Annotated in this window: 21 protein-coding genes; 10 read left to right on the top strand and 11 right to left on the bottom strand. The window is 62.2% G+C overall.

Features of this window, described 5'->3' with window-relative positions:
- Positions 1-56: 56 nt before the first annotated feature.
- The 8 genes from M4J40_RS14275 to M4J40_RS14240 all read right to left on the bottom strand — a co-directional run bounded on the left by M4J40_RS14275 (position 57) and on the right by M4J40_RS14240 (position 12313).
- Complete coding sequence (locus tag M4J40_RS14275) at positions 57-1598, bottom strand: sugar ABC transporter ATP-binding protein (protein WP_251754825.1); 1542 nt, start codon at positions 1596-1598, stop codon at positions 57-59.
- A gap of 587 nt (positions 1599-2185) precedes the next feature.
- Complete coding sequence (locus tag M4J40_RS14270) at positions 2186-2842, bottom strand: methionine ABC transporter permease (protein WP_251754824.1); 657 nt, start codon at positions 2840-2842, stop codon at positions 2186-2188.
- A complete protein-coding gene (locus M4J40_RS14265; protein ID WP_405030762.1) occupies positions 2823-3911 on the bottom strand; it encodes a methionine ABC transporter ATP-binding protein in 1089 nt (362 codons plus the stop codon). The genes M4J40_RS14270 and M4J40_RS14265 overlap by 20 nt, the downstream gene beginning before the upstream one ends.
- Positions 3912-4025: 114 nt before the next feature.
- Positions 4026-4862 (bottom strand): MetQ/NlpA family ABC transporter substrate-binding protein, encoded by an 837-nt coding sequence (locus M4J40_RS14260; protein WP_251754821.1) that lies wholly within the window; start codon positions 4860-4862, stop codon positions 4026-4028.
- A 250-nt stretch (positions 4863-5112) separates the two neighbouring features.
- Positions 5113-6057, bottom strand: coding sequence for an aldo/keto reductase (locus M4J40_RS14255; protein WP_251754819.1), 945 nt, complete (start codon positions 6055-6057; stop codon positions 5113-5115).
- A gap of 211 nt (positions 6058-6268) precedes the next feature.
- Complete coding sequence (locus M4J40_RS14250; RefSeq protein WP_251754818.1) at positions 6269-9415, bottom strand: efflux RND transporter permease subunit; 3147 nt, start codon at positions 9413-9415, stop codon at positions 6269-6271.
- Complete coding sequence (locus M4J40_RS14245; protein ID WP_251754816.1) at positions 9412-10563, bottom strand: efflux RND transporter periplasmic adaptor subunit; 1152 nt, start codon at positions 10561-10563, stop codon at positions 9412-9414. The genes M4J40_RS14250 and M4J40_RS14245 overlap by 4 nt, the downstream gene beginning before the upstream one ends.
- A 298-nt stretch (positions 10564-10861) precedes the next feature.
- Entirely contained in the window at positions 10862-12313 is a 1452-nt protein-coding gene (locus M4J40_RS14240) for a 4Fe-4S binding protein (protein WP_251754815.1), read from the bottom strand.
- A gap of 267 nt (positions 12314-12580) precedes the next feature.
- Here M4J40_RS14240 and M4J40_RS14235 point away from each other — a divergent pair, with 267 nt between their 5' ends.
- The 5 genes from M4J40_RS14235 (at position 12581) to M4J40_RS14215 (ending at position 15188) form a co-directional block, all read left to right on the top strand.
- Positions 12581-13123 carry an iron transporter gene (locus M4J40_RS14235; RefSeq protein WP_251754813.1) on the top strand — a complete coding sequence of 181 codons (543 nt, stop codon included), beginning with the start codon at positions 12581-12583 and terminating at the stop codon, positions 13121-13123.
- A 52-nt stretch (positions 13124-13175) separates the two neighbouring features.
- Positions 13176-13484 carry a cupredoxin domain-containing protein gene (locus tag M4J40_RS14230; RefSeq protein ID WP_251755609.1) on the top strand — a complete coding sequence of 103 codons (309 nt, stop codon included), beginning with the start codon at positions 13176-13178 and terminating at the stop codon, positions 13482-13484.
- Positions 13485-13520: 36 nt separating this feature from the next.
- Positions 13521-14357 carry an FTR1 family protein gene (locus tag M4J40_RS14225; protein WP_251754812.1) on the top strand — a complete coding sequence of 279 codons (837 nt, stop codon included), beginning with the start codon at positions 13521-13523 and terminating at the stop codon, positions 14355-14357.
- Between the two features lie 275 nt (positions 14358-14632).
- Positions 14633-14779 (top strand): hypothetical protein, encoded by a 147-nt coding sequence (locus tag M4J40_RS14220; RefSeq protein ID WP_251754810.1) that lies wholly within the window; start codon positions 14633-14635, stop codon positions 14777-14779.
- Between the two features lie 193 nt (positions 14780-14972).
- Positions 14973-15188 carry a hypothetical protein gene (locus tag M4J40_RS14215; protein ID WP_251754808.1) on the top strand — a complete coding sequence of 72 codons (216 nt, stop codon included), beginning with the start codon at positions 14973-14975 and terminating at the stop codon, positions 15186-15188.
- A gap of 36 nt (positions 15189-15224) precedes the next feature.
- On the opposite strand, the gene M4J40_RS14210 is transcribed toward M4J40_RS14215, so the two are convergent.
- Positions 15225-16316 (bottom strand): putative zinc-binding metallopeptidase, encoded by a 1092-nt coding sequence (locus M4J40_RS14210; RefSeq protein ID WP_251754806.1) that lies wholly within the window; start codon positions 16314-16316, stop codon positions 15225-15227.
- Between the two features lie 406 nt (positions 16317-16722).
- Between M4J40_RS14210 and M4J40_RS14205 the strand changes: the two genes are divergently transcribed.
- From M4J40_RS14205 to M4J40_RS14190, 4 genes are all read left to right on the top strand, one after another.
- On the top strand, positions 16723-16884 hold the full coding sequence (locus M4J40_RS14205) for a DUF1328 domain-containing protein (protein WP_251755608.1): 162 nt from the start codon (positions 16723-16725) through the stop codon (positions 16882-16884).
- 120 nt (positions 16885-17004) lie between these two features.
- The gene (locus M4J40_RS14200; protein ID WP_251754805.1) at positions 17005-18516 is read left to right on the top strand and encodes an ATP-binding protein; all 1512 of its coding nucleotides are present in this window, start codon (positions 17005-17007) and stop codon (positions 18514-18516) included.
- Positions 18517-18545: 29 nt separating this feature from the next.
- Entirely contained in the window at positions 18546-18959 is a 414-nt protein-coding gene (locus M4J40_RS14195) for a response regulator (protein ID WP_251755607.1), read from the top strand.
- Positions 18960-20015, top strand: a complete 1056-nt coding sequence (locus M4J40_RS14190; protein ID WP_251754803.1) for a sensor histidine kinase — start codon at positions 18960-18962, stop codon at positions 20013-20015.
- Positions 20016-20033: 18 nt separating this feature from the next.
- On the opposite strand, the gene M4J40_RS14185 is transcribed toward M4J40_RS14190, so the two are convergent.
- Entirely contained in the window at positions 20034-20432 is a 399-nt protein-coding gene (locus M4J40_RS14185) for a hypothetical protein (RefSeq protein ID WP_251754801.1), read from the bottom strand.
- Complete coding sequence (locus M4J40_RS14180; protein WP_251754800.1) at positions 20429-20956, bottom strand: hypothetical protein; 528 nt, start codon at positions 20954-20956, stop codon at positions 20429-20431. The genes M4J40_RS14185 and M4J40_RS14180 overlap by 4 nt, the downstream gene beginning before the upstream one ends.
- A gap of 245 nt (positions 20957-21201) precedes the next feature.
- Here M4J40_RS14180 and M4J40_RS14175 point away from each other — a divergent pair, with 245 nt between their 5' ends.
- Positions 21202-22305 (top strand): AI-2E family transporter, encoded by a 1104-nt coding sequence (locus M4J40_RS14175; protein WP_251754798.1) that lies wholly within the window; start codon positions 21202-21204, stop codon positions 22303-22305.
- Positions 22306-22335 lie beyond the last annotated feature (30 nt).

Raw genomic sequence — 22335 nt, 5'->3', positions numbered from 1 at the left:
TTCCTCCCACGGAATAGGGTCCGGCAGCGCTGGCCGGGAAAAGGCTGGTCTTGAGGTCAGGACGCCTGCTTGAAGCCGGACGCGGCGTACATGATCTTTTCCTGCGTCGCGTCCTGCTGCGTCATCTCGCCGGTAATCTCGCCCTCGTGCATCACGAGGATCCGGTCGGCCATGCCCATCACCTCTTCCATTTCGGAGCAGATGATGATGACGCCGGCGCCGTTCGCGACCAACTGATTGATAAGCTTGTAGACCTCGACCTTGGCGCCCACGTCGATGCCGCGGGTCGGCTCGTCGAAGATGAAGATCTTGGCGTTGGACAACAGCCACTTGGCGATGACCACCTTCTGCTGGTTGCCACCCGAAAGCTTGCCCACCAGCATGTCCATGCCAGAGGTCTTGAGCCGCATTTCGGCGCAGACCTTTCTCGCGGTCTCCTTGATGCGGCCGAGGCTCAGCCAACCGGCCTTGCCATACTTGTGCATCTTGACGATGGTCGCGTTGAACGCGACGCTCTGGATCAGGATGAGGCCCTGTTCCTTGCGGTTTTCGGTCAGGAAGGCGATGCCGGCATTGATGGAATCGAGCGGCTGCCGGATCTTCACCGGCTTGCCGGATACCTCGATGGAGCCGGAATCATAGGGGTCGGCGCCGGTGATGGCGCGTGCAGTCTCGGTCCGTCCCGCGCCGACCAGCCCGGCGAAGCCGAGCACTTCGCCCGCTCGGAGATCGAAGGAAATGTCGCGCAGCACGCCCTTGCGATTGAGGTTCCTGACCGACAGGATGACGTCGCCCTGCGGCGCCGGCTCCTTCGGATACTTGTTCTGGATGCTGCGGCCGACCATCAGCTGAATGATGTCGGCCACCGAGCGCTCCTTCATGGCGAAGGACTCGATGGAGCGACCGTCGCGCATCACGGTCACGGTGTCGCAGTTGTCGCGCACCTCGTCGAGCCGATGCGAAATGAAGAGGATGGCGACGCCGCGCGCCTTCATCTGAGCCATCACGCGGAAAAGGTCATGCGCTTCCTTTTCGCTGAGGCTGGACGTCGGTTCGTCCATGATGATCAACTTGGCGTTGGACCAGACGGCGCGGCAGATCTCGATCATCTGCTGGTGACCGACGCCGAGCGTACCGAGCCTGGCGGTGGGCGACACGGCGAGCCCGAGATCGGCGAGCAGTTCGGCCGCCTTGGCGTTCATCTGGCCGCGATCGAGAATGTTCAGCGATTCCGCCAGATACATCTCGCGTCCCAGGAAGATGTTCTCAGCGACCGTGAGATGCGGAATGAGGTTCAGTTCCTGATAGATGCAGCCGATGCCTACTCCCATCGCTCGCCTGGGATCGAGAGAGGTGTAGGTCACTCCGTCGAACTCGATGGTGCCGCTGTCAGGCGTATGGGCGCCTGTGAGCATCTTGATCAGAGTCGACTTGCCGGCTCCGTTTTCACCACAGATGCCGTGGATCTCGCCGGCGCGCGCCTCTATGTCCACGCCGTCCAGCGCGACAACGCCGGGGAACTTCTTAGTTAAGCCTTTGACTTTCAGTAGGATTCCATCGGCGACCATTTCCGATACCTCGGTTGCGGTGTCGAGCAAGAGGTCGCCGCGCCGCCATGGAACTGGCTTCGCTGCCTGACCGTCTCCTCCCTACCATCTGCCGGTCGGCTCCCCGCGGACCGGCCTCCTCCCGTGCCTCACTCCTTCAGGAATGAAACGACTGTTTTCCTGTCTAGAATGGAAGATTAGTTCCATGACGGGGTTGGGGCGTCAAGTCCCTTTCGGTTTCGTCATGTTGGGGGTCATGCACCCCTTGATCGTGATCGCTATGGCGATTTCGGGCTATATAATTGATTTAAAAAGGAATGTGATGCTCTGGAATCTCGTCAAAGCTGTGCCGTGAACGGTCGGAGTCATACTAACGTATGAAATGGATGTTTCATGCATGATGGTATGTAATCTGATCATCTCGAGTGCGGCGCGAGTGGGCCGCTTCCCGCCCATCGAGCGGCACGGTCGTGCCGAAGGATGGACGTCGCACGTCGGGCTTATCCGGAACTTCACTCGTGGCGGCGTCGGGGCATGGCCTCAATGCGGGGGTGGCCATTCCGAAAGATCGACGCGAACAAGGCGATTGGCTCGGGTGATCTCCACCGTGCCCAGGCGCGGAATGCCCGTTCTTTGGATCAGGCGCGGTGGTCGAGACGAGCGACGAGTCGGTCGCCTAGCCACTGAATGCCCGACACCAGGATTATCAGCACGGCGACGACGGCGATCATGATGCCGGTCTCGAAGCGCTGGTAGCCGTATCGGATGGCGAGATCGCCGAGGCCGCCAGCCCCGATTGCTCCAGCCATGGCCGAGGCACCGACAAGGGTGACGAGCGTTACCGTGAAGCCGGCCACGATGCCGGGCATCGCCTCCGGGACCAGGACTTCGCGGACGATGGTCCAGCGGTTGCCGCCCATGGCGCGCGCCGCCTCGATCAGGCCGGGATCGACCTCGCGCAGCGACACCTCGGCGACGCGGGCGTAGTAGGGGGCGGCGGCAATGGCCAGAGGCACGATGGCCGCCGCCGTTCCGAGCGACGTACCGACGAGAAGCCGGGTGATCGGGATCAGCGCCACGAGCAGGATGATGAATGGAACGGAACGGAAGCCATTGATCACCCAGCCCAGGGCACGGTTGACGATCATGTTCTCGGCAATGCCGCCGCGATCGGTCGCGACCAGAATGAGTGCCAGCGGCAGGCCGGCGACGAAGGAGATCACGCCGGAGGCCAGCGTCATGACCACCGTCTCCCAAATCGACTGGAGCAGGAGGTTAAACAGGACGGGCGACATGGCCTAGCACCTCGACGCGGGCATTGATGGAGCGGAGATAGGCGGTGGCCTCGTCAACGAGGCTGGCCGGCTCGCGCGGTACGGTCAGAAAGAAGCGGGCGACCGGCTGGTCGTGGATGTGGTCGATGCCGCCATGGAGGAAATGCGCTGCCGGCAGATGAGACAGGATTTCCGAGAACAGACCATTGCCCAAGGCAGGATCGGTAAGATCGACGCCGAGGACGGTCTCTGGACCATCGGAAGCCAGTCGCGAGGCGATATGCGCAGGCAGCTGCGGCCGGATGCCGGACAAAAGGCTTTGGGTCAGCTCTGTCTTCGGATCGGAGAAGACGTGCCACACTTCTCCTTCCTCGACGACGCGGCCCGCTTCAAGCACCACCACACGGTCCCCGATGGTCCGCACCACTTCCATCTCGTGCGTGATGAGGACGACGGTGACGCCGAGCTTGCGATTGATGTCCTTGAGGAGTGTCAGAATGGCGCGGGTCGTCTCCGGATCAAGCGCTGACGTCGCCTCGTCGGAAAGCAGCAGGGCGGGCCGGGCAGACAGCGCTCTTGCGATGCCGACCCGTTGCTTCTGCCCGCCCGAAAGGGCCGCCGGGTAGGCATCGGCCTTGTCGGACAAGCCGACGAGGTCAAGCAACTCCAGCGCTCGTGCGCGCCGTTCGGCTTTGCCCCAACCGGCGATCTTCAGCGGAAGGGCGACATTTTCCGCCACGGTCTTGGCGGACATCAGGTTGAAGTGCTGGAAGATCATGCCGATCTTGCGGCGGATGGGTTGCAGTTCGCTTTCGCTCAGGCCGACGATGTTGCGGCCCTCGATCTCAATGCGGCCACTGTCGGGGCGCTCGAGACCATTCAGGCAGCGGATCAGGGTCGACTTGCCTGCACCGGATCGACCAATGATGCCGAGGATTTCGCCGCGCCGTACGGTGAGCGACAGATCGTCGAGGGCATGTGTCGGGCCGAAGCTGCGGCTGACGCCGGATAGGGCGACGACAGGCGTGCCTGGGGCGCCAGCTGCGGGGTCCACAGCCGTGAAGGCTGTGGCGGACGGCTGCGAGTTCAAGTTTCTTCCAGTCATGTCTCGTCCGGAGAGTGCGCGGTCGGGCCTCCCCGATGAACGCGATCCGGCGGAAAACCGCCGCCGAACCGCTTCTTCAACGGCTTTCTGTCCCCGAGGTCAATAGGCGGCGACGCCAGTGCCCTTGTAGACCTCGTCGAACACGGCCTTGACGGTCGGATTCTGGTAGGCCGCAACGAGCTTGACCACCCAAGGCTCCTTGGCATCGGCTTCGCGGACTGCGATGAAGTTCCTGTAGGGGTTGTCGGTGATCGCTTCCTGGGCAATGCGGTCCTTGGCCGAGAGACCGGCCTTCAAAGCCCAGTCGGTGTTGACGACTGCGCCGTCGAGATCGTCGATGGCCCGACCGACCACGCCGGCATCGAGCTCCTTGATCTCAAGGTTCTTCGGGTTCTCGACGACGTCAGCGACGGTGGCGAGGATGCCTGTACCGGGGGCGAGTTTGATAAGGCCCAACTGCTCCAACACCTTGAGTGCGCGCCCTTCGTTGGACGGGTCGTTGGGGACGCCGATGCTGGCGCCGTCCTTGATGTCGGCGATCTTGGTGTGGGTCTTCGAGTAAAGGCCGATTGGCCACAGACCGGTGTAGCCGGCAACGACGATGTGATAGCCGTTCTGCTGGATCTGGTTGTCGAGATAGGGCTTGTGCTGGAAAGCATTGGCGTCGATTTCGCCGCGCTCCAGGGCCTCGTTGGGCTGGGTGTAGTCGTTGAAGGTGACCAGCTCCAGCGTCAGGCCAACCTTCTCCGCCTCTGCCGCCGCGGCCCGCCAGACGTCTTCATCCTCGCCCGACATGATGCCGACCTTCACCGACGTCTTGTCGGCGGCGAGGGCCACGGTCGAAGCGAAGGCCGCGACGGACATCAGCGCCGCGACGCCGACAATGGTAGCTAGGCCGGCGCGACGGGTGAAGGCGAAGGGGAGGGCTTTGGTCATCTCGTAAAATTTCCTGTTGGACATCCGGCATCCGGACTTCGGAACGAAGGCTTCGTTTCGGATGAGACTATGGCAGATGCGGGCTGTCTCGGCGACGATGTGCACAACGCTTGTGCAATGAGCTCGCGAAAAGATCTACCAACAATCGGCCATGTGTCGGACGAATTTTCTATGGCCTCGATTGCGATGGGCGTGCTGTCCATGACTGGCACCTCTGCCGGGCAGGGTGCTGTCGTTGCTGGGCGAGGGTTCACCCTGTCCCTGCGAGACGAGGATGCACCGGACCTCGTCCACTGCCCAAGGTGGGCAGCAGCTTGCCGATGTCGGAAAAATCGCGCGGCGAAAGCGTGATCTCGGCCGCCTTCGCTATGGCTGGGAGCTCGTCGGGAGTGTGAATGCCGACTGCGACCGCGGCCACCCCCGGCCAGCTCAGACTCCAGGCAGCCGCCACGGCGGCCGGAGACGCGCGTCGGCGAGCGGCTATGGTCCGAAGGAGAAGCCGCATTGGCTGCAAGGTGTTGGCTGACCCTTCCCGATCATTCGGCAAGACCGCCAGGTCGGGCCCGAACGCGTGGTTTGCGATGACCGCCGGCGTCCGCTGACGCCGCACCGGCAACTCGCCGTCACTGACGCGACGATCGAACAGGGACATCTCCACATGCACGGTGTCACAGGCGCCGATCCGTTCGGCCCGTTCAAGATGGCTGCTGTCAGGCGCGATCAGTCCCAGGTGTCTCAGGAGTCCCTTCTGCCGCAAATCGAGGAGCAAGGACCATGCATCCTCGAAAAGAGCATCGGAAGCGATGGGGAGGTGGAGTTTGACGAGGTCCGCTGTTTCGGCGCCGAGTCGGGAGAGCGACCTCTCAAGTTGCCGACGCAACCGCCTCGGATCGAAGGTGGGGCGCAGTTGGGCGTGTCTGGAGCGACCATCCCAGTCGAAGCCGACAGCCAACGAAACGAAGGGCCGATCGCCTGCCGGTAGCGTGTTAAGGCTGGCGCCTATGCGCCGTTCGATGTCGCCACGATCGAGTATGGCGTCGGTATCGATCCAGTTGATGCCCAGCTCCGACGCTTGGCGGATAGCCTCGGTGAACCGGCTTTCACCCGTTTTGAGAGCCGCCGTGCCAAGCCCGATCCGCGATAGATGCAAGTCGCCGATAACGGCTGGTCTGCCTGGCGTGCTCCCCTCGACCATTTGCCCTCTCGGATGACTGTCGCGCGTCGGCGATGCCGGCTCTCAAGAGGGTAGCCAATGTCGATAAGGGCCATCAGGGCTGGTTTTTCCTTTTTCCGTCGATCGCCGGAACGATATCCCGATTGCATATGGCTTTGCCGCAAACGTCTTGCCCATCGCGTGCTGACGCCTTGGGGTGTACGCTTCGCGCGGGCTCCTCTCGTGGGCGTCATCACGCCTTTTGAGCGTGACCTCGTGGTTCCCGCCTGCCGGTCGTGATCCGCTGAATGGTGACGAACAGAAGCGGCACGAAGAACACGCCCAGCAATGTTGCCGAGATCATGCCGCCCATGACTCCAATCCCGATGGCATTCTGCGCCGCCGAACCGGCCCCTGTGGCCCGGGCGAGCGGAAGCACACCCAGCACGAAGGCGAGCGATGTCATGACAATAGGCCGCAGGCGAAGCCGGGCGGCTTCGACGACGGCGTCGACCGCAGTGCTGCCGCGCTCCATCAGGTCCTTGGCGAACTCGACGATCAGGATTGCGTTCTTGGCGGTGAGTCCGATGGTGGTGAGCAAGCCTACCTTGAAGTAGACGTCGTTCGACTGGCCAAACAGCTGCGCGAAGGCAAGCGCTCCGAACACCCCGACCGGGACCGCGAGCAACACCGAGAAGGGAATCGACCAGCTTTCGTAAAGCGCTGCCAGGCAGAGGAAGACCACGACCAACGATACGGCGTAAAGCAGCATCTCCTGCGAGCCGGCCAGACGCTCCTGATAGGAGAGGCCCGACCAGGCCGCCGAGTAGCCGCCATCGAGCTCGCTCACCAATGCTTCGGCCGCCGTCATCGCGTCACCGGAGCTGACGCCGCTGGCCGCCGTTCCGTTAAGGGCAATGGCGGCGGTGCCGTTGAAGCGGGCAAGCGAAGGCGATCCCTTCACCCATTCCGTACCGGCAAAGGCCGAAAACGGCACCATCTCGCCGCTGTCGTTGCGTGCATACCAGCGGTCGATGTCGCCGGGCTGCATGCGAAAGGGCGTGTCGCCCTGCACGTACACGGGCTTTATCTCGCCATTGTAGATGAAGTCGTTGACGTCCGAGCCGGAGAAGACGGTGGTGATCAGGCTGTTGATGCCGGAGAGATCGACGCCGAGCGCACCGGCCTTGTTTCGATCGATGTTGATCTTGAGCTGGGACTCCAAGGTGCGCGTGTTGCCTCGCAGGTCGGCGATCGAAGAGCTGGTCGCAGTCTTGTCGGCCATTTCGTTGGCCGCGGCGTTGAGGGCGTCGCGCCCCTCGTTGCCGCTGTCCTGCAGATACATTGAGAAGCCGCTGGTCTGGCCCAGCCCTTGAATGGCCGGGGGCGCCAGCACGAAAACCTCGGCGTCCCGGATCGCCCGGAAATGCGCCGAGGCGCGCGCGGCAACCGCGTTTGCCGAAAGGCGGCTGTCCGTTCGCTGGTCGAAGTCCTTCAGGCGGACGAACCCCATGGCGCTGTTCTCGCCGCTGCCGGAAAACCCGAAGCCAAGCGTCATGAAAACGCTCTGTATCGCGTCCTTTTCCTCGTTGAGATAGTAGTCCTGAACCTTGTCGATCACCGCCTGGGTGCGGGCTGCATTGGCGCCGGCTGGCAGCGTGATCATCGTCATCAGGACGCCCTGATCCTCTTCGGGCAGGAATGATGTCGGCAGTTTGCTGTAGAGGCCATAGGCGCCACCGATCAGCGCCAGGAAGATCGCGAACATCCGCAGCGGTCGCAGGACCAGCCGCCCGACAGTGGTGGAGTAGCCGTTGGTCAAACGAGCAAAGCCCTGGTCGAACCAACCGAGCCAGCGATGAAGCGGTCCCTCGTGGCTGGGTTTCAGCATCAGCGCGCAAAGCGCAGGCGTCAGGATGATGGCGACCAGGACCGACAACAGCATGGCGCTGGCGATCGTCACGGAGAACTGCCGGTAGATGACGCCAACCGAGCCGGAGAAGAAGGCCATCGGAATGAACACGGCGGTCAGCACCAAGGCGATGCCGATCAGAGCGCCTGTGATCTCGCCCATGGATTTTTCGGTAGCCTCGCGCGGCGGCAGCTTCTCGTCCCGCATGATCCGCTCGACGTTCTCGACCACGACGATGGCGTCGTCGACGAGTAGGCCGATGGCCAGGACCATGGCGAACATGGTCAGCATGTTGATGGAGTAGCCGAGAGCCGCGAGCACACCGAAGGTGCCGAGCAGAACCACGGGCACGGCGATCATCGGGATCAGGGTGGCGCGGATGTTCTGCAGGAAAAGCAGCAGCACCAGGAACACGAGTACGATGGCCTCGATCAGCGTCTCGACCACCTTTTCGATCGACAGCTCGACAAAGGGTGTCGTTTCGTAGGAGTAGGCGATTTCAACGCCTTCGGGCAGCGAGTCCTGGAGGCTGTCGAGCTCGGCATGGACGAGGTCCGCCGTGGTGATGGCATTGGCCCCGGAGGCGAGCTGAACGCCGAAGCCGGCCGCCGGCATGCCGTTGAAGCTAGACTGCTGGCCATAGCTCTCAAGGCCGACCTCGACGCGAGCCACGTCGGCCAATCGTACGACGGAACCGTCCGCCGTGGTTTTCAAACTGATGCGTTTGAACTCGTCGACCGACGTCATCTGTGATTGTGCGACGATGCTGGCCTTGAGCTGCTGTCCCTTCACGACAGGGGTAGCGCCGATGGAACCGGCGGCCACCTGGGCATTCTGCGCCTTGATCGCGGCTGTCACGTCGCTCGGCACCAGTTGGTATTTCAGCATGGCCGCCGGATCGAGCCAGATGCGCATGGCATAGCCAGCACCGAAGGACTGCACACCACCGACGCCGTCGAGCCGCTCGATGCGGTCCTCGATCTGGCTTGACATGATGTCGGACAGCTCGTCCGAGGTATAGCGGCCATCGCGAGAGATGATGTTGCCGATCATCAGGATGCCGGATGGCGATCGGTTGACCCGAAGTCCCGCATCCTGCACGGCGTCCGGCAGTTGGGACTCGATGCGAGAAAGCTTGTTCTGGACCTCGACCTGGGCCAGTTCGGGGTCGGTTCCATTGGAGAAGGTAAGCTCGATCGACGCGGAACCCGTGCTGGACGACGACTCCATGTAAAGAAGGCCGTCGAGCCCGGTCATGGCGCTTTCGATCTTCTTGGTGACCGAATTCTCGACCGCCTCGGCCGTTGCGCCGGAGTAGGTGGCCGAGACACGAACCGTTACCGGGGCGATGTCGGGGTATTGCGAGATCGACAGCGAGTAGATGCCCATCGCACCGGCAAGCAGTGTGGCGATGGCCAGTACGATGGCGAACACCGGCCGGGCGATGAAGAAGCTCGCAAGCGCGTTGCGTGGTGACGGGGAGTTCATTTCCCGTCCTCCGCCTTAAGGTCCTGGCCGACCACGCCGTCATCATCGATGGTCGCCTCGACGGGGGTGACCTCGGCGCCGGCCGAGAATTTCTGGAAGCCGTCGACGATCAGCCTGTCGCCCGAGGACGCGCCCTCGGTGACGATCCAGTTGTTGTCGGACGTGCCGACCGTGGTGATCCGCTTCGCCTCGGCCGTGTTGTCGGCCGACACCACATAGATCGTGGCGATGCCATCGTCGCCACGCGTCACCGCGCGCTGAGGCACCAGGAAGGCCTCGTTGAGCGTTCCGAGATCGACGCTGGCCTGAACGAACATGCCGGGCAACAGAACCCGCTGGCTGTTGGGGAAGGTGGCGCGAAGCGTGAAGGTGCCCGTCGTCTCGCTGACCACCATTTCGGTGAGCGAGATCGTGCCGGTTTCGCCGTAGGCCTTGCCGTTTTCCAGTGTCAGCATCACCGCCGGAGGCTTGCCAGTCTCGCGCCCGAGACGCCCGCTGTCCACCTCGTCGCGGATGCGCAGCAGATTGGCGCTGGAATCGACTAGGTCGACGTTGATCGGATCGATCTGGCGAATGGTGGCGAGGGCGCCGGTCTGGTTTTCGGTGACGAGAGCGCCGACGCTGACCGAGGAGACCCCGATCACGCCGCCGATCGGAGCGCGGATGGTGGCATTTTCGAGATTTATGCGCGCCGTCTCAAGGTCGGCGCGGGCGGCCTCTTCCGACGCTTCAGCCTGCAGTAGCGTCGAGCGGGCGTCGTCGACCGTCTGGGCGGCAACGGCATTGCTCTCGGAGAGTTTCTGGTTGCGGTCGAAAGCCGTTTGCGCGCCGGTCGTGGCCGCCTCGGCCTTTCTCACGGCTGCCGCCGCAGCAGCATAGGCAGCCTTGAACTTGGCGTCTTCGAGCTCGTAGAGCACGTCGCCGGCATTGACTACTCCGCCTTCCCTGAAAGCGATCTTCCGAACGATGCCGTTCACCTGAGGACGAATCTCCGCCGTGGCGAGGGCGATGACGCGGCCCGGCAGCTCAATGTTGCGCGGCACGTTGGTCGGTTGAAGCGTGACGTAGCCCACCTCGGCCTTGCCGGCCGCCGGCGGTCCCGACGGACTGCTTGGCTGGCAGGCGGTCACGAGGGCAAGCAGGAGCATTACGCCGCCGCGTCTTCCGATATTGCGCATGTTCTCCGGTGCTCCAGCCTTGAATTCCGCGATCAAAAAGCCAGGGAATACGTTCTTTGGACGATAGTCGTAAGCGGAATCAATAGTTTCCCGCGCTTTGCCAAGTCAACGTCTTGCTGAAGCGTAATGGTAACGGGATATATAATTGTCGCGAGCTGGAAAAGAACGAGTGTCGCAGGCTCGAGAAGAAAGCATGAAGATTTCACGGGCGATTGTTTCCAACCGCCCGAGCCACGAATGAGCCGGGAATGCTCGCCGTCGGTAGTATCTAGAGCCCGAAGATCGCCGGCCACCAGCCGAAGCCGACGAACAGGCTGCCGGCAATGCCAGGAACCAGTGGCATCCAGCGCCTGGACAGCGACAGTCCCTGGCGCCGCAAGATGCGGTCGCCCAGCCAGATGCTCCAGACGACGCCGATCAGGAACAGGCCGCCTCGAATGGCGTGCACGCCTTCCATGCCGATGAACGTTTCGCGCAGGGGCATCAGGAGTTCCGCCCCGAGGCCGATGATGAGGCTCATCAGCGCGACCGGCGCGTATTGATAGCCGAGTTCGGTAAACACCTGGCCGAACCCACCGTCGGCACCAAGTCGCCTTGCGATCATCGCGCCAACCGCCGTGAGGCTGGCGAGAACGGCGGTGAGCACCGCCATCGTCCCGAGCATGAAGCCGACGATCATGATGAAGTCGAGCCACAGGAAGGTCTCGGCGCGGGCCGGGTGCACGCTCATCAGCCACGACGGGCCGATGCGGGTGATCCAGTCGACATGGTTCTGGATCGCCCAGACGCCGAGGCCCTGGCGCAGGGCCTGGTACTGGGGCAGGACAAGCCACAGGAAGCCGCCAAGTGCCACGCCGGTATCGAGGAACAGGAACCAGGCCTCCGCCGGGTTGGCGCGATGGTTGCGGATTTCCTCCACCTCGGCGCCAGGTCGGCGAAGCTCCAGCCGTATGCTGCCGGCCGCTTTCGGATTGACGCAGCGGAAGCACTCGATGCAATGGCGGCTCTCGCATTTGCGCGGCAGGTCGATCATCGTCGGACAGGCGCCACGCTCGGTATAGGCGTCGCCGCCGCTCAACCGGATCTTGGGCGTGAACTGTACGGCGCCAAGCCGGGAATAAAGGCCCAGCACGCGGCCGATCGGGCAGAGATGTCGGCACCAGACGCGCTTGTTGCGCCCGTAGAGCCCTCCGATGGCGATGGCGAGCAGCATGGTGCCGCCGAACAGTCCGGCCGCCGCTTCCGGATGGTCGCGCACGCCGATCGTCTGGCCATAGAGCGTCATGATGATGAAGCTGAGAGCCGGCGTTCCTTCCCACTTGATCCAGGCGGGAATGCGCCGCTGCAACCCGTATTTGTTGGCAAGCTCCGACGCGGCGCCCATCGGGCACAGGGTTCCGCACCACAGGCGGCCAAGGACGATGACGGACAGGAAGACCAGAGGGAACCAGATGCCCCAAAGAAGGTAGCGCAGGAACAGTGTTGGGTTGGACAGAATGCCGCTTTCGGCCGGCGGGTCGGGTAGCAGCACGGGGAGGCCGATGACGACCAGAAACACCCCGAACATCAGCACCTGAATCCAGCCGAAGTGCCGTCTCCAGCGAACGAACAGCGCCTCAATCTTTCGGGTCAACGCGCTGCGAGAGTCGGTGCCCCCGGCTTCGATCATGGTTTTCACGGCCGGGCCGACAAAGTCGTCGCCACGGGCAAGCCTGTTCATGGGTGCGTCCCTCCGACACCGGTTCCTGACGACGTCGTCTCACCCGTCTGCGAAAGACGCCGATCTGCAAATTGCTATCAATTGCATATAGCGATCAAGCTGGGGGTATCACGCATGACTTGCGGCAGACCTGCGGTGGTTGTGAAAAAGGCAGCTAAATCAATCAACTGGCGTTTTCTAGCCCGGTGATCAGGGGTTTCCCTACGGTTGACGCAGCGCTAGGGCTGAAAATACTCATGACAATCATTTGCAAAAAGGGGCTATGAAATGCGTATCCTGAAGGGACTGGTTCTGACCTCGGTGGCGATGGGGTTTGCGACGACGGCTTATGCGCTCGAGTATCCGATTGGAGAGCCGCAGTTCGGTGGCGGCATGGAAGTCGCGGCCGTTTACCTGCAACCGATCGAAATGGAACCGGCCGGGATGATGCTGGCCGCCGACAAGGCGGACATTCACCTCGAAGCCGACATCCACGCGACCAAGGACAACGTCAACGGCTTCGCGAATGGCGACTGGGTTCCCTACCTTGAGATCACCTACGAACTGACCAAGGACGGCAAGACCGTTTCCAAGGGGCCGTTCATGGGCATGGTCGCCTCGGACGGTCCGCACTACGGCGACAACGTCAAGCTGGACGGGCCCGGCGTCTACCAGCTTACCTTCAACATCGCTCCTCCCGCGAGCACTGGTCACATGGCCATGTTCGGCCGCCACGTCGATAAGGAAACCGGCGTTGCGCCGTGGTTCGAGCCCTTCGAGGCAAAGTACGAGTTCACCTATGCCGGTACGGGGAAGAAAGGTGGCTACTGAGCTCCTTCCCAAGGCGACGCAGCGTCGGCGGCTTTGTCAGGCCGCCGGGTGTCTGCTCGTGGTTCTCGCGGCGACCGTACCGGCCGCCGCAGAGGACGATCCGGTGTTTCGCATCGAGTTCAACGACGGCGCCATGACGCCCAGCCGGATCGAAGTGCCGGCCGACACGCGCTTCGAGTTGCAGCTCGTCAACCTGGGCAAGACCCCGGCCGAGTTCGAGAGTGTGCCGCTCCGCAAGGAAAAGGTCATCGCACCGGGCGTCACCACCTCCATGGTGATCAAGTATCTCGATCCGGGCGAGTACTCCTTCTTCGACGACTTCCACCCGGAAGCGCCGCCCGCTGTTCTTGTCGCCAAGTGAATGGCGGCGTGACGGACCAAGACGAGGTCTAGTTCAATGTTCGGTTCCATAGCCTTCGTGGTCTGGCGCGAAAGCGTCGAGGCGTTGCTGGTCATCGGCATTCTGGATGCGTGGCTGCGCGCGGAGACGCGTGACACCGGGCGAGCGCGCGTTTTTCTTTGGGGTGGCGTTGCCGCCGGCCTCGCCTTCGCCGGTCTGCTGGCCGTTCTTCTGGTACAGCTTGGCGAGTCGATCTCCGAAGATGCGCAGCTCGCCTACACGACGGCCGTGGTGCTGATCGCCGCACTGCTGATCCTGCAAATGGTGTTCTGGATGCGCCGGCACGGCCGGTCTATGAAGCGCGATCTCGAGACCCAGCTCTCAAGCGCCGTGGTTCGTCGCTCGTGGTGGGGCGTGTTCGTGCTAGCGCTGGTCGCGGTCGCCCGCGAGGGCAGCGAGACGGTGATCTTTCTCTACGGTATCCTGTCGTCAGGCACCGCCGGCGATTTGCTGTCCGGCATTGGGGCGGGGCTATTCGGCTTTGCTCTCGCACTCCTCAGCTATGGTCTCCTGCAAGCCGGCAGCCGCGTACTTTCCTGGCGTCTGTTCTTCCGCATCACCGAGATCATGTTGCTGTTCCTTGCCTGTGCGCTGCTGATGACCGGTATCGACGGCCTGATCGACCTCGAGATCCTGCCGCGTCTGTCGCGCCGTCTCTGGGATAGCGGCTGGCTTCTGTCCGACGGCAACGCCACCGGTGGCTTCATTTCTGCTCTGACCGGCTATCGGGCAAGGCCGAATCTGATGGAGCTCCTGGTCTTTGCCGGTTACTGGGCCCTGGTTCTTTTGATCATCTTGCGCCCCAAGCGAACGGCGTCTCCGGCAGTCGCTTGACGCCTCCCTCCCTTCACTGCGATCAACCCAACCCCCGGAGTTTCGAAAGAAGCCCCGGGGTCTGTCGTTTGAGCAGTCTTTCAGGGCTTGCGAGGCGATGGTCAGTCTCACGTCAGCGTCGATCCTGAAGATGCAGCCCAAGATCGGACGATTATTTCACAGCAACGGGAACCAACGGGGCGCCATAAGTGTTTCTCCTGTGAAGGTCGGCTTTTTTTCGAGCTTCACTCGCTAAGCCGGAGCATTCGGTCCGGCATGTAGGTTGGGGAGACGTCATGAACCGTCAGATGCTTGTCGCCATTGTCGTTCTGCTTGCCGCTGGTGTCGGCATCCTTGGGTATCAACTCTACGAAGAGAAGAAGCAGCCGGACGGCGTCGAGATCTCGATCGGTAAGAATGGCGTGTCGGTCGAAGGAAAGTAGCGCCTAGAGCATCATCCGACCGGAGTGAAACGAGGACCGAGAAGGTGATGCTTACCAAACAAAACCGTAGAGCGCCGGTCTGATTCACTCAGATCGAACAGCGCTCTAGCGAAAGTCGCGGGTTCCCAATCGCAACCGGCATCTCTGCCTGGCCACAAAGGTCCGGCGGCTGGTGCAAGAAGAGGATCAAGCCATGGCTACCCTTGCCCTCGCAGAGCAAACAGCCCTTTCCACTCTTCCAGTGATGGCGGGTCCGGAAGTGACGACCCTGGCCGCGCAGTTTCTAGCGTTGGCTCCGCTGGTCGCCGCCGTGATCTTGTTGGTTGCCGCCCTTTCCGCCGGTGGGCGTCGTCTTCCGGCCGCCGAAATCGTTCCGCGCCAGTCCCGCGGCAGAAGACTCAAGGGATGAGTTTCGCGCCTCAGTTTCAGCCTAAAGCCCGGTTCCTCATGAGCCGGGCTTTTCTGCGCGCTGTTGCTGGCCTTTCGCCTTGATGAGCGTGTGAACGAACTCCAGCTTTGAGAGGATCTCCTCGGAGAGGATGAACGGGTAGAAGTCCAGCTGTCCGAGTGAGCGATTGATCTCGTTGATCGCGATGGTCAGCGGTGTCCAGGCGTTGGCGAGTGCCGAAAAGTCCTGCTGGCGATAGGGCGAGAAGTCCACATCGAGGTCAAGCCGCCCCGCGCTCGCTCCTTGAGGCGAGACGACAAGGCCGAGATTGTGAGCCGTTTCCAGAGCATCCACCATGTGAATGTAGTGGGCGAAGGTTTCCGCGAAATCCTCCCATGGATGACAGGCCGCGTAAGAACTGACGAACCGGTTCTGCCAGCCGGCCGGCGGTCCGCTCCGATAGTTTCGTTCGAGCGCCTCGGCATAATCCTGTCGCTCGTCGCCGAACAAGGCGCGGAACTCCTCAAGCCTTCCGCCGTCGCGGACCAGCCGATCCCAGTAGTAGTGACCGATCTCGTGCCGGAAGTGGCCGAGCAGTGTGCGGTAGGGCTCGCCGAGACCGACCCGACGCGCTTCGCGTGCAGCGTCGTCGGATTCGGCAATGGCCAGAGTTATGACCCCCTCGGCGTGCCCGGTCATCACGGGTACGGCGCCGCCATTCTGTCCGATCTCATCGGCGAGAAAGTCGAAGGCGAGGCCTGCCTCGGCGTCCTCTGCTTTGTCGGGTATGGGCAGGCCCCATGCGAGAAGCGAATAGAAGAGGTGACGCTCGGCCGACACGACCCGCCGAAAGGCCTCGGTCGTCTTGTCGTCGTTGAGCGCGGGAATGGTTCTGTTATGTCGGCAGGCTGGGCAGAGTTGTCCCGCCTGCGCGGCAGGCAGCAGCCAGTTGCAGGCGGCCACGTCCGCGTTGGCGCAGAATGCGAAGCTCTCGCCCATTGCAGGAGACGTCCAGCCCGCGCCCCATGGTTCGAGAGCGGTCATGCGCGATGGGTTCGAAACGTAACCGAGCCGTCTCGTGCACGCGACACATGTCCCATTATCGAAGTGGACGGTATTGCCGCAGGCATCGCAAGAAAAAAGCCGCATCGTTTTCTCCGTCGGACGGGCGCATGGCGCCGCTTCGGCGCAAAACCGCCGGCCCAAGGTAGGACCGGCGGCTAGGGGAGCGCCAGCGTGATCTGAAGTGCCGACCGGCCCGCCAGTGTCAGCGGTAGAGGAGAGCGATCAGGATGATGATCGGAATGGGAACGCCGAGAAACCAGAGAAGAATGCTGCGCATGCTGTCTGCTCCATTTTGGGGATGAGAACGGAATGCCAGTCGGGGATCCCCGCTCACGGACTTCGCAAGTACAACGTGGCAACGTGACGTCGGTTCCGGGGGCTGTGGTCGATGTTTCTGACGACCGTGGCCTCGAAGTGTACGGTATCTTCGGAACCGTCTTGGATGTGCGGCGTTAATCCATCCGAAACACAACAGATGGAGTTGTACGTCATGCTTTACTGGTCTCTTGTCTTTCTCGTCGTTGCCTTGATCGCTGCGATCTTCGGTTTTTCCGGTATTGCCGCCGCCTCGGCTGGCGTTGCCAGGGTTCTCTTTGGGCTTTTCCTCATCCTGTTCGTCGCAAGCTTTGTCTTCCAGTTGCTTCAGGCGTGACGACTTGTCCCTGCCTTTGTGCCATTCGTGTCGTGTGGGCGATGGAAAGGAACTTGTAGTTTCCTCGTTCGCAGGCAGTATGTGTCGATAGTCTTTGCGCGGATGATGGAAAGCAGGCTTATGCTGAGGTGGGGTACCGGCCGGTTCGTTGGCTATAGTCTTCTTCTCCTGGCGGGCGGGGCGGTCGTCTTGTTGATGATCGTTTCGGCCGCCTTCATCTTTTCATCCCGTTCTCAGCTTCATGGCACGGAGTCGCTCAAGGCAGCCCGGGTCGATCGCCTCATTCTGGAGTTCATTTCGGATCTGGTCGATGCGGAAACCGCCCAGCGCGGTTTCATCATTACGAGCAACGAGGCCTATCTGGGCCCCTATGAGAATGCGCTCACTCAGTTTGCCAAGGATGCGTCCGACCTGCGGTTGCGAGCCGCCGAGGTCGACGAGGGCAAGGCGATCGCGCCCGAGCCCGTGGCGGAACTGATCAGGCTCGGCCAGAAAAAGATGGATCTCGTCGGACACAATCTGGCGGAGTTCAGGGCCGGACAAGTCGACGAGTTGCGGCTACTCATCTCTTCCGACCAGGGACGCGCGGTGATGGATGAGATCCGTGAGAAGGCAGCGGCCATTCGTCAGGTCGCCATAGACGTCCGCATCGCCCGTGCCGCCGCCATGCGTGATACCGCCACGATGCTGAGGACCATGATCAGTCTCGGAGTGGCCATGATCGTCGTTCTGACGGCGGGCGCCACCATGATCATGATCCGCCATCTCAGGCAGATCAATGAAGCACGACAGGAGCTCATCGAGATCAACCAGGAACTGGAGTCGCGCGTAAGGGAGCGCACTGAGGCGGTGATGCGTACCAACGACGAGCTGCAGCGCTACGCCTATATCGTCAGCCACGATCTCAGAGCCCCCCTCGTCAATATCATGGGCTTCACGTCCGAGCTTGAGTCCGCCACGGAACGGCTTACCGGATACATTCGGAAAGCTGGCGATGAGGACGCCAATGATCCCGACCGGGCCGATGCTCTGCTCGCCGTCGATGAGGACATTCCGGAGGCACTTGGCTTTATTCGCTCGTCGATGAAGCGCATGGACAGTCTCATCAACGAGATTTTGAAGCTGTCTCGTGCCGGGCGTCGTGTCCTTGAACCGATTCCGCTGGACACGCAGAGCATCGTCTCCGAGTGCATCGATTCCATCCGCCAGCGTTTCGATGAAGCGGGAGCCGAAGTTCACATCGAGGGCCGCTTGCCGGATGTCGTTTCCGACCGTTCGGCCTTGCAGCAGGTCTTCACGAATCTGCTCGACAATGCGACCAAGTATCTGAAAGATGGACGCTCAGGGCAAATTACTGTACGCGGTCGCCTCGAACGCGGATCGGCGGTGTTCGAGGTGGAAGACAATGGCCGTGGCATCGCCGAGGCTGATTTCGAGCGTATCTTTGAACTTTTTAGGCGCGCGGGCGTTCAGGACCAGCCGGGAGACGGCATTGGTCTGGCGCACACCCGTATGCTTGCTCGGCGCCTTGGCGGCGACGTTTCCGTCAAGAGCGATGGCGAGACGGGGACGACGTTCATCGTGACGATTGCCAGAGACCTTGTATTGCGTATGGGGAGAAACGAAACGTGAGCAAAGATCCCAAGCCTGTGGCGATCATCATGATCGAGGACGACGAGGGACACGCTCGTCTGATCGAGAAGAACATTCGTCGCGCTGGCGTCACGAATGAGATCATCTCCTTCCGCGATGGCACGAGCAGCGTCAACTATCTGTTCGGTAAGGACGGGACAGGGCGGGTTGCCATCGGCCGACCTTCGCTCGTGTTGCTCGACCTCAACCTTCCGGACATGACTGGCATAGACATTCTTGCCCGCCTGAAGGCCAACGAGCATACGCGGCGTACGCCGGTGATCGTTCTGACGACAACGGATGACGCGCGCGAAATACAGCGCTGTTACGACCTTGGAGCCAACGTCTACATTACCAAGCCACTCAATTACGAGAGCTTCGCCAACGCCATTCGTCAGTTAGGTCTGTTTCTGTCCGTGATGCAGATTCCGGAGCTGGATTGAATGCCCTATGGAATCGATCTCAAGGAGTCGATCAAGGTTCTGCACGTCGAGGACGATCTCGCCCTTGCGTTGTTGGTCCGCAAGGCTCTGGCCCGGCGAGGTCACGAGACGGTTCATGTCACGACTGGCGATGATGCGGTGAAAATCGTTGAGGAGGGCGGTATCGATATCATCGCCCTCGATCACACGCTTGCCGCCGAGACCGGTCTCGACATCCTCGCCCGAATGGGGCCTCGGGGTGCCCGCCCACCGGTGGTCTACGTCACCGGCTCCATGGATGCCCGGTTGGCCATCGAGGCTCTCAAGACGGGAGCCGACGACTACGTGATCAAGGACACGTCGAAGGAGTTCTTCGATCTCCTGATCGCGGCTCTGGAGCAGGCCTATGAACGCTGGCGTCTGAAAAGCGCGCGTGTGCGCGACCAGCAACTGATCCGGGAGGCGCGAGATCGCGCCGAGATGCTTCTGAAGGAAGTCAACCATCGCGTCGCGAACTCGCTCGGTCTGGTCGCCGCCATGGTCCGCATGCAGGCGGCCACCGTCAGCGATCCGCATGCCCGCCACGCCCTTGAGGAGACGCAGAGCCGCATCTCGGCGGTCGCCGGTGTCCATCGCCACCTCTATACGTCCGACAACATCGGCGAGGTCGATATTGGCGCTTATCTCACGCAGCTTGTTGGCGAGCTTTCGGCCTCGTTGACGGGTAACGGCGCTCATCGCTTGGTCAAGACGGACCTCATCCACGTCGCGCTGCCGACAGACAAGGCGGTAACACTTGGCGTCATGGTCGGTGAGTTGGTGACCAACGCATTCAAATATGCCTATGCGCCTGATGCCAGCGGAGAAATTCGCGTTCACTCTCGCAAGCTGGAGGGCGGACAGCTGCAGATCTGTGTCGAGGACGACGGTATCGGCTGGGATGGAACGGGGCCTGCGCAAGGCACCGGAATCGGCTCCAAGGTACTCCGCGCCATGGCGCGCAACCTTGACGCAGAGGTCACTTACTCCGAACTCCATCCAGGGACCCAGGTCTGCATCGAGTTCACCATCGGCTGACGGTCGCCGATCAAGCGGTCATCGGCGACCGGCGTTACGTGCCAGCCAGAATCCGATGGCGGCCACTCCGACCACTGCCGCCAGTCGAGTATGCTTGGCTGCCATCGAGGCCGCCGTCGGAGCGAAGGCAACCGCTGCACTGGAGGCGACGGCCGCCCTGAGCTCGCGTTGAGCTCTGTCGAGCAGCTGCCGCGCGATGAGAAGCGCGATCAAGGTCAACACCATCAACGAACCGGCGACGATCAGGGCGGCAATCTCTGGGGCGAAGTGCCTGGAAAGCGCGATGTGTCCCGCGAGAGCGGCAAATCCAATGGCCAGAATGGCCGCCAACGCCGCGACCATCGCGGCAGCGACGGCAATGCCGCCGCGCCGCTTGATCCGAGACACATCAATGCCGAGGAGACGCGCGAACATCATGTGCGCGAGCTGCCGCGCGAGGCGAACCCGAGAAGGACTCCCACGCCCAACGCGATGGCCATGGCCGTTATCGGGCGCTTGGCGGCCGCTTCGGCAATGCCGTCGATACTCTCCTTGCCGAGCGAACCGGCGCCATTGAAGGCCGCGCCGAGGTGATCGGCGGCATCGGCGCCGGTTGCCTTGACCGTTTCCACCGCTTCGGAAGCCTTGGTCCCGGTCTTGGCCGCGAACTCGTCCATAATGCGTTTCATCTCTATGAGCGCCTCCTGCGCCGCAGTTGCCACGTCGCCTGCCTTGCCAGCCAACTCGCTGCCGGCCGCGCCGAAGTCCTGTTTGATTTTTCTAGCGTTTTCGGCGACGACCCTGGCTCCAGTGGAGTCGGCCGCTCCGATCTCCTCGCGTACCTCGTCCGCCGCGTCTGCGGCGGCCGCCTTGGCCGAGGCTACCGCCGCGCTGGCGTCTTTCTTGATCTTGTCGGCCGCGCTCGAGCCGCTCTTCGAGGTCGAAGGGTCAGGAGTTGGCATGGCTTGATCCTTTCATCTGATTGGCTAGAGGGCCCGGGACGATCAAGGCCGCGTGGTCTGCCGCAACCGGGCATCTGAAAGGACAACGTCCGATGTCGCGTCGGGTTCCTCGCTTTCGAGTGACCGACGCGTCCACCGGAGATCGACGCCATCTCTGCGGCAAGGAACCGGACCGGCTCTGGCGAATTGGTGAGGGGCCGCACAGACATCCGGTCGGGTGCGGTCTCATGCGACGGAGCACCCCCTTGAAGTACATTGTCCGCCGGGCACCCTTCGACCGACCGCTGTCGAGCGACAAGGACGCGCCGGACATGCGTCGAACGCTCGTCGACCTGTCGATCATCGGATTGTTCGTACTGGCGTTGCTGGTCGCCTTGCACGTCGCCGCCTCTCTCGTGATGCCCATGGTCGCGGCGATCATTGGCGGCAGCGTTGTCGCACACGTCGGCGATCGCGGTCAGCGCATCGGCATATCGCCGATGGTTGCCGGCCTCGCCCTGACCGCCGTTCTTGGGGTCGGTCTGTTCCTGTTGATAGAAGCGGTCGCCGAACCGATCATGACGCTGATCGACCGGTTGCCGCAGGTGTTGCCGCGGGTCGTTGCTGCCCTGGGTGATCTGCTATCCCCTTTCACGACGCTGCAAGCGCGCCTCACCGGTGGAAGCCTTGGGACGGATGGCGGTGTGGCAAGCCTGGATAAGATGCTGGGCTCGCTGGATTTTGGTCTTGTCGCCAGCTTTCTCGGCGGCTTGACGCCTGCCTTCGGCGAGTTCCTGATCTTTCTCGCGACGCTTGTCTTCTATGTAGCCGGTCGGGCCCGACTGAGACGCCGGTCAATCCTTGCCTTTGGCGGCCGGGAGGAGCGCCTAGCCGCCATCCGCATCTTCAATGCGACCGAAGCGGCGCTGACACGCTACTTCGGGACGACGTCGGTCATCTATGGCGGCGTCGGCATCGCCACGGGTCTGATCGCCCTGGCGGCCGGACTTCCCACACCCATCCTTTGGGGGGTGTTTGCCTTTGCCATGAGCTTTGTCCCATTTCTCGGGCCGGCCATCATATCGTTGGCCATCGCCTCCGGCGGGTTGGTGCTCGACTATGGTCCGCTAGCCGTCATGTGGCCGGTCGGCGCCTTCATGACGGTTCACCTGATCTGCGAGAATGCCGTCATCCCGGCGGTGCTGGGGCGCCGTTTCGAGATCAACCCTTTTCTTGTCTTTCTGGCGATCATCTTCTGGACCTGGATGTGGGGAGCCATCGGCGCGGTGCTCGCAGTACCGCTGCTGCTCGTCGCACGCACGATTCATTGCGAGTTCAAGGCGGATAGCCGTCTACCGTTGCCAACCTGATGCAAATGAGACGGCCGGCGCCTTGTGCGC

Source organism: Pleomorphomonas sp. JP5, assembly GCF_023721815.1.
Lineage (GTDB): Bacteria > Pseudomonadota > Alphaproteobacteria > Rhizobiales > Pleomorphomonadaceae > Pleomorphomonas.
The sequence above is the reverse complement of the archived record's forward strand: the minus strand, read 5'-3'. Positions and strand labels throughout refer to the sequence as shown.